This window comes from Kitasatospora sp. NPDC059973, assembly GCF_042737525.1.
In the GTDB taxonomy this organism is placed as follows: domain Bacteria; phylum Actinomycetota; class Actinomycetes; order Streptomycetales; family Streptomycetaceae; genus Kitasatospora.
Genome location: NZ_JBHWUI010000282.1, coordinates 1 through 6,161, shown reverse-complemented (window position 1 = coordinate 6,161; position 6,161 = coordinate 1). Strand labels below are relative to the sequence as shown.

Annotated in this window: 4 protein-coding genes; 1 reads left to right on the top strand and 3 read right to left on the bottom strand. The window is 75.2% G+C overall.

Annotation, left to right across the window (positions count from 1 at the left end):
• Positions 1-32: 32 nt before the first annotated feature.
• From ACFWA9_RS37695 to ACFWA9_RS37685, 3 genes are all read right to left on the bottom strand, one after another.
• The gene (locus ACFWA9_RS37695) at positions 33-1,124 is read right to left on the bottom strand and encodes a hypothetical protein (protein WP_380393827.1); all 1,092 of its coding nucleotides are present in this window, start codon (positions 1,122-1,124) and stop codon (positions 33-35) included.
• A 13-nt stretch (positions 1,125-1,137) separates the two neighbouring features.
• Positions 1,138-2,097: an NAD-dependent epimerase/dehydratase family protein gene (locus ACFWA9_RS37690; RefSeq protein ID WP_359807124.1), complete on the bottom strand. Its 960-nt coding sequence runs from the start codon at positions 2,095-2,097 to the stop codon at positions 1,138-1,140.
• A 180-nt stretch (positions 2,098-2,277) separates the two neighbouring features.
• On the bottom strand, positions 2,278-3,402 hold the full coding sequence (locus tag ACFWA9_RS37685; protein WP_359834660.1) for a DegT/DnrJ/EryC1/StrS family aminotransferase: 1,125 nt from the start codon (positions 3,400-3,402) through the stop codon (positions 2,278-2,280).
• 449 nt (positions 3,403-3,851) lie between these two features.
• Here ACFWA9_RS37685 and ACFWA9_RS37680 point away from each other — a divergent pair, with 449 nt between their 5' ends.
• Positions 3,852-6,122 (top strand): MMPL family transporter, encoded by a 2,271-nt coding sequence (locus ACFWA9_RS37680; RefSeq protein WP_380393823.1) that lies wholly within the window; start codon positions 3,852-3,854, stop codon positions 6,120-6,122.
• The last annotated feature ends 39 nt before the right edge of the window (positions 6,123-6,161 follow it).

Genomic DNA, 6,161 nt, shown 5'->3' with positions numbered 1-6,161 from the left:
CCGCCGGATCAGGCGGGACTCTGCCAACACCCCTAGCCCAGCCCGACCTGGGCCAGGGCGGCCGCGAAGCCGGTCCGCCAGCCCTCCGGGGAGGCGCCGGCCGAGGGGGGTGGGGCCGGGCGGTCCAGGGCGGCGAGGGCGGTGCGGACCACGTCGGCCGGCCGGGCGGAGGTGACGTCGGCGTGGCCCAGCTCCAGCTCGTGCTGGAGGTTGTCCCGGCCGTGGCCCTGGACGACGTCCAGCAGGAGCAGGCGGCGGCCGAGTGCCCGGGCCTCGCCGCAGGTGTCCCCGGAGCTGGTCACCACCAGGTCGGCGGCGGTCATCAGGGCGGGGATCCGCTCGGTGTAGCCGAACGGGTGCAGGCGCGGACGGTGGCCGGCGGCGTGGCGCAGCCGGCGCTCCAGCTCGCGGTTGCGCCCGGCCACGGCGAGCACGTGCGGTCCGGCGTCCGCCAGGTCGGTGGCGGTGCGGGCGAGCGGACCGAGCCCCCAGGAGCCGGACATCAGCAGCACGCACCTGGCGTCGGGCGGCACCCCGAACTCGGCCCTGGCCGCCGCGCGGGTGGGCGGGTGGTAGAACGGCGCCCGCAGCGGCGCCGGCAGCACGGCGATCGCGGCCTCCGGCCGGTAGCGCCGCACCGCGCAGGCCGCGACCTCGGAGGTGACCAGGAAGAGGTCGGTGCCCTCCTGCACCCAGAGCCGGTGGGGTGTCACGTCGGTGCAGAGCACCAGGTGCCGGAAGGCCGGCCCGCCGGCCCGCCGGGGCAGCCGGTTCACCGCCGCGGTGGCGGTGGCGAACACCGACACCACCAGCTCCGGCCGTTGCCGCGCGACCAGTTCCCGCAGGGCCGGGACGAGCCTGGTCCGCGCAGCGGCGTCGGCGAGCAGGGCCGGCCGGGCGCCGGGGCGCAGCGCGGCGAAGTGGAAGGCGTCGTAGACGCCGGGCAGGTCGAGCAGCCGGCGGAAGACCGCCTCGCCGACCGCGCCCGCGCGCTGTCCGAGCAGCGCCATGGCGTCCACCGTGGCGGTGGTCCAGCCGCGCGCCCGCAGCGAGTCGGCGCAGGCCTGGGCCATCACGTCGTGGCCCTGCCCGAGCGAGCCGGAGACCAGCAGGGCGTGCGGCACCGGGGGCGCCGCCTCAGGAGCCGCCGGCCGCGCGGCCGGCGCCCGGGCCGCCCTCGTCGCGGTACCAGTCCGCGTAGCGCCGCACGCCGTCCGTGAAGGTGGTCTTCGGCGACCAGCCGAGCAGCCGCTTCGCCTGGGCGGCCGAGATGCGGCGGCCGTCGTAGTCGGCGGCCCGGGCCTCGATGTGCGAGATGGAGACCGGGCCGAGCAGCCGGTCGACGGTGTCGGCGATGTCCCGGACGGAGACGGCGGTGGAGCCCTCCAGGGCGAAGGTCTGGTCCTCGGCGGCGGGGGACAGGGCGCGCACGTGGGCGTCCGCGAGGTCCTCGACGTAGACGAAGTTGCGGCTCTGCCGGCCGTCGCCCGCGATGGTGATCGGCCGGCCGGCCAGCGCGGCCTGCACGAACCGGGCGACCACCAGCTCGTCCCGCATCCGCGGTCCGTACGGGATGCCGTAGCGCAGGATCGTGAAGTGCTGCCCGTACAGCTCCCGGTGGCTGTGCACCAGCATCTCGGCGGCCAGCTTGGTGGCGACGTACAGGTGTCCGCTGCGCTCCAGCTCGATGGGCACGTGCTCGTCCAGCTCCTGCGCACCGCCGTCCAGCTGGTCGTCGGTGAGGGCGGCGCCGTAGACCCAGACGGTGCTCGCCAGCACGGTGCGGCTGAGGCCGCTGCGGCGGGACGCCTCCAGGACGGCCTCGGTGCCGTCGATGTTCATCCGCACGGCCCGGACGGGGTCGGCGGCGACCTGCTCGACGTCGGCCATGGCGGCGAGGTGGAAGACCACCTCGCAGCCGTCCAGGGCGCTGGTGAGGGCGGTCAGGTCGAGGATGTCGATGCGGGCGTGCTCGGCGTCGGCGTTGAGGTACTTGTCGGTGGTGTCCACCGCGAGCACCTCGTGGCCGGCTGTGATCAGCCGGTCCACGACGTGTGAGCCGATGAATCCGCATCCCCCGGTGACGGCTACGCGCACGGTCTCTCTCCTTGTCCGGCCTTCGCCCGGACCGTCCGGTCCGGGGGCGTCCCGGTGGTTCCGGTGGTTCCGGGCTTCCTGGTGGTTCCGGTCATCGGGACCGGCCGATCCGTCCGGCGGCCCCGGCGGTCGCTGTGGTTCCGCCGGCCCCGGCGGCGCCGGTGCTCTCGGCCGTCCCGGTCATCCGGCGAGCCGCCGGTGGACGGCGGTGACCGCCTCGATGACCTGGTCGGTCTCGTCCTCGGTCATGTCGGAGTGCACCGGCAGGCAGATCTGCCGGGCGCAGAGGTCCTCGGCGACCGGCAGCGGCCCGCGCCGGTAGGGGGCCAGCACCGGCTGGAGGTGCAGCGGCAGGTCGTACACCTCGCCGGAGAGCCGCACCCCGTGCTCCTCGGCCACCGCCCGCTTGAACGCGGCGCGGTCGACCCCGGCCGGCAGCAGGGCGACGTACTTGTAGTAGTTGCTGCGGCAGCCGACCGGCTCGACCGTCGGCCGCAGTCCGTCGAGCCCGGCGAGCGCCGCGTCGTACCGCTGGGCCACCCGGCGCCGGGTCTCCACGAACTCCTTGAGCCGGCGCAGGTGCACCGCGCCGACGACGGCGTTGAGCTCGCTCAGCCGCCAGGAGGCGCCGAACCGGACGTGGTGGTTGGTGGTGAACGAGCCCTTGCCCTGGTCCCGGTGGATCCGTGCCTCGTCGCGCAGGTCGGACGACTCGGTGAGGATCATGCCGCCCTCGCCGCTGGTGGTGACCTTGGTCGGGTAGAACGAGAAGGCGCCGGCCAGGCCGAACGACCCGGCCGCGCGCCCGGCGTAGCTGCTGCCGTGCGCGTGGGCGGCGTCCTCGACCAGCGGGATGCCCCGGCGGTCGCAGATCGCGCGCAGCTCGTCGACCTCGGGGGTGATCAGGCCGCCGATGTGCACCAGCACCACGGCGGCGGTGTCCGGGGTGAGGGCCGCCTCCAGCGTCTCGGGGGAGAGCGCGAAGGTCGCCGGGTCGACGTCGGCGAGGACGGGGCGTCCGCCGGCGTGGACGACGGCGGCGGCGGTCGCGTAGAAGGTGACCGCCGGGACGACCACGTCGCGGTCACGGACGTCGACGGTGCGCAGGACGATCTCCAGCGCGGCCGTCCCGCTGGCGACGGCCACGGCGTGCGAGGCGCCGTGCTCGGCCGCGAAGGCCTGCTCGAAGCGCTCCGTCCAGGGGCCGAGGGTCAGCGCACCGGTGGCGAGGATCTCCGCCACCGCGTCCGCGACGGCCGCGCGGTCGCTCTCGTCGAACACGATGCGAGCGGCTGGAACGCCCATGAGGCCACCTCCGGCAGCAGGATGATCAGATCATCGAGCGGGTTCGTTTCCGGCCGGACCGGACAAATCGGTCGGGCCAGGCACATCACGCTACTTCGCCTGCCCGTTCCCGGCCCGTCGTCACCGACCGCCCGGGTGACTGCCCCGGTGACCGGGCGGTCACCGGACCGCCGGGGGCCGCCGGACGCCGCCGTCCGCCCCGGACCACCCCGGCGGAGGCCGGGCCGGGGAGCCGGAAGGCCCGGCGGCTGCTCCCCGCGGTGCAGCTGACGTACTCCGTCCGGGTGCCGCGCTACTGCGCACGGACTACGCGAACGGCCTGCGCAGCGATGACGACGCGGCGGCCCCCCGCGATCGAGGATGGCCGTGCTCCGGGCGCCCCGGGCCGTGCCGCGGCCCTGGTCCCGCCGCCGCACCCGTGCACGTCATCCGAAGGAGTCTGCTCTCCCGTGGCCACATTCCTGTACCGCCTGGGCCGATGGGCCTTCCTCAGGCGCCGCCTGACGACCCTGCTCTGGGTCGCCCTGCTGGCGACCGCCGGAGTCCTGGCCGCCAAGGCACCGGCGGCACCCGACGACGGCTTCGCGATGCCGGGCACGGAAGCACAGCAGGCCTTCGACCTGATGGACGCGCGCTTCCCCGGCAGCACCGCCGAGGGCGCGTCGGCCCGCCTGGTGTTCGTCGCCCCCTCCGGGCAGAAGATCACCGCGGCCACCCACCAGCAGGCCGTGGAGCGGACGGTCGCCGAGCTCGCCCACGGCGAGCAGGTCACCGGCGCGGTCAGCCCGTTCCAGGCGGGCACCGTCTCCAAGGACGGCTCGACCGCCTACGCGACGATCGGCTACGACGCCAAGCCCGGCTCCCTGAGCACGGCCGCCACGGACGCCCTCCAACAGGCGGCGCAGCACGGGCGGGACGCCGGCCTCACGGTCGAGATCGGCGGCTCCGCGCTCATGGGCGGCGGGGAGGCGGGCGGCACGTCGGAGGCCATCGGCATGGCGATCTCCGCCGTCGTGCTGGTGATCACCTTCGGATCGCTGGCCGCCGCCGGGCTGCCGCTGCTGACCGCCCTGGTCGGCGTCGGCCTCGGCATCGCGGCGATCACCGCCCTCGGCAGTACCCTCGGCCTCTCCACCACGACCAGCACGCTCGCGATGATGCTCGGCCTCGCCGTCGGGATCGACTACGCCGTCTTCATCGTCTCCCGCTACCGCGCCGAACTCCTGGAGGGGTACGAGCCGAAGGAGGCCGCCGGCCGGGCGGTCGGCACGGCCGGCTCCGCCGTGGTCTTCGCCGGGCTGACGGTCGTCATCGCGCTGGCCGGGCTCTCCGTGGTGGGCATCCCGATCCTCGCCAAGATGGGCATGGCGGCCGCCGGCACGGTCGTGATCGCGGTCGTGATCGCCCTGACACTGGTCCCGGCCCTGCTCGGCTTCCTCGGCGACCGGGTGCTGCCGCGCCGGGCCCGGCGCGCCGCCCGCCGGGGCCGTGTCGGCCGGCTGCGTGCCGTCGCCGACGGCACGACCGCCGGGAGCCCGGTGGCCCCGGCCGCCGCCGAAGCGGAGCGGCAGCCGGCCAACGGCGGCACCCGCTGGGCCCGCCTGGTGCTGCGCCGCCCGGTGGCGGTGCTGCTGACCGGTGTCGTGGGCCTCGGCGTCCTCGCCCTGCCCGCCCTCGATCTGCGGCTCGGGCTGCCGGGCGCGGAGTCCCAGCCGACCTCCACCACCCAGCGGCGCGCCTACGACCACCTCTCCGAGGGCTTCGGGCCGGGGTTCAACGGCCCGCTGACCCTCCTGGTGGACGCCAAGGGCGCGGCCGACCCGAAGGGCGCCGCCGACCGCGTCGGCAAGGAGGTGGCGGGCCTGCCGGGCGTGGTGTCGGTGTCGCCGCCGGTGTTCAACGCGGCGGGTGACACGGCGCTGATCAACGCGGTGCCGTCCACCGGGCCGAGCGCCGCCGAGACGCAGCAGCTCGTCCACGACATCCGGGCCGGCGCCGCCGGCCTGAAATCCGCCACCGGCGCCACCGTCCTGGTGAGCGGTGCCACCGCGATGAACATCGACGTCTCGCAGAAGCTCAGCGACGCGCTGGTGCCCTACCTCGCCGTGGTGGTCGGGCTCGCGGTCCTCCTGCTACTGGTGGTCTTCCGCTCCGTCCTCGTCCCGCTCAAGGCGGCGCTCGGCTTCCTGCTCTCGGTGGCCGCCGCCCTCGGAGCCGTGGTCGCGGTCTTCCAGTGGGGCTGGCTCGCCGAGCTGATCGGCGTGGAGCAGACCGGCCCGGTGATGAGCGTCATGCCGATCTTCATGATCGGGGTCGTCTTCGGCCTGGCCATGGACTACGAGGTCTTCCTGGTCACCCGGATACGCGAGGCCTACGTCCACGGGGAGGAGCCGGGCCAGGCCGTCGTCACCGGCTTCCGGCACAACGCCCGGGTGGTCACGGCCGCCGCGTTCATCATGATCAGCGTCTTCGCGGGCTTCATCGGCATGGCCGAGCCGATGGTCAAGATGATGGGGCTCGGCCTCGCCGCGGCCGTCGCCTTCGACGCCTTCGTGGTCCGGATGGCCATCATCCCGGCCGCCCTGGCCCTGCTCGGCCGCCGGGCGTGGTGGCTGCCCCGCCGGCTGGACCGGATCCTGCCCGACATCGACGTCGAGGGGGCCCGGCTGCAGACCCGGGAGCCGGAGCCGGAGCCGGCCAGGCACTTCGTGGGCGTCTGATTCGTTCCTCCCGGTCGGGGCCGCCGCCGTCCGCGCCGG

Coding starts and splice junctions, on each gene's coding strand:
- ACFWA9_RS37685 (WP_359834660.1), bottom strand. CDS start 3,402: ATGGGCGTTCCAGCCGCTCGCATCGTGTTCGACGAGAGCGACCGCGCG.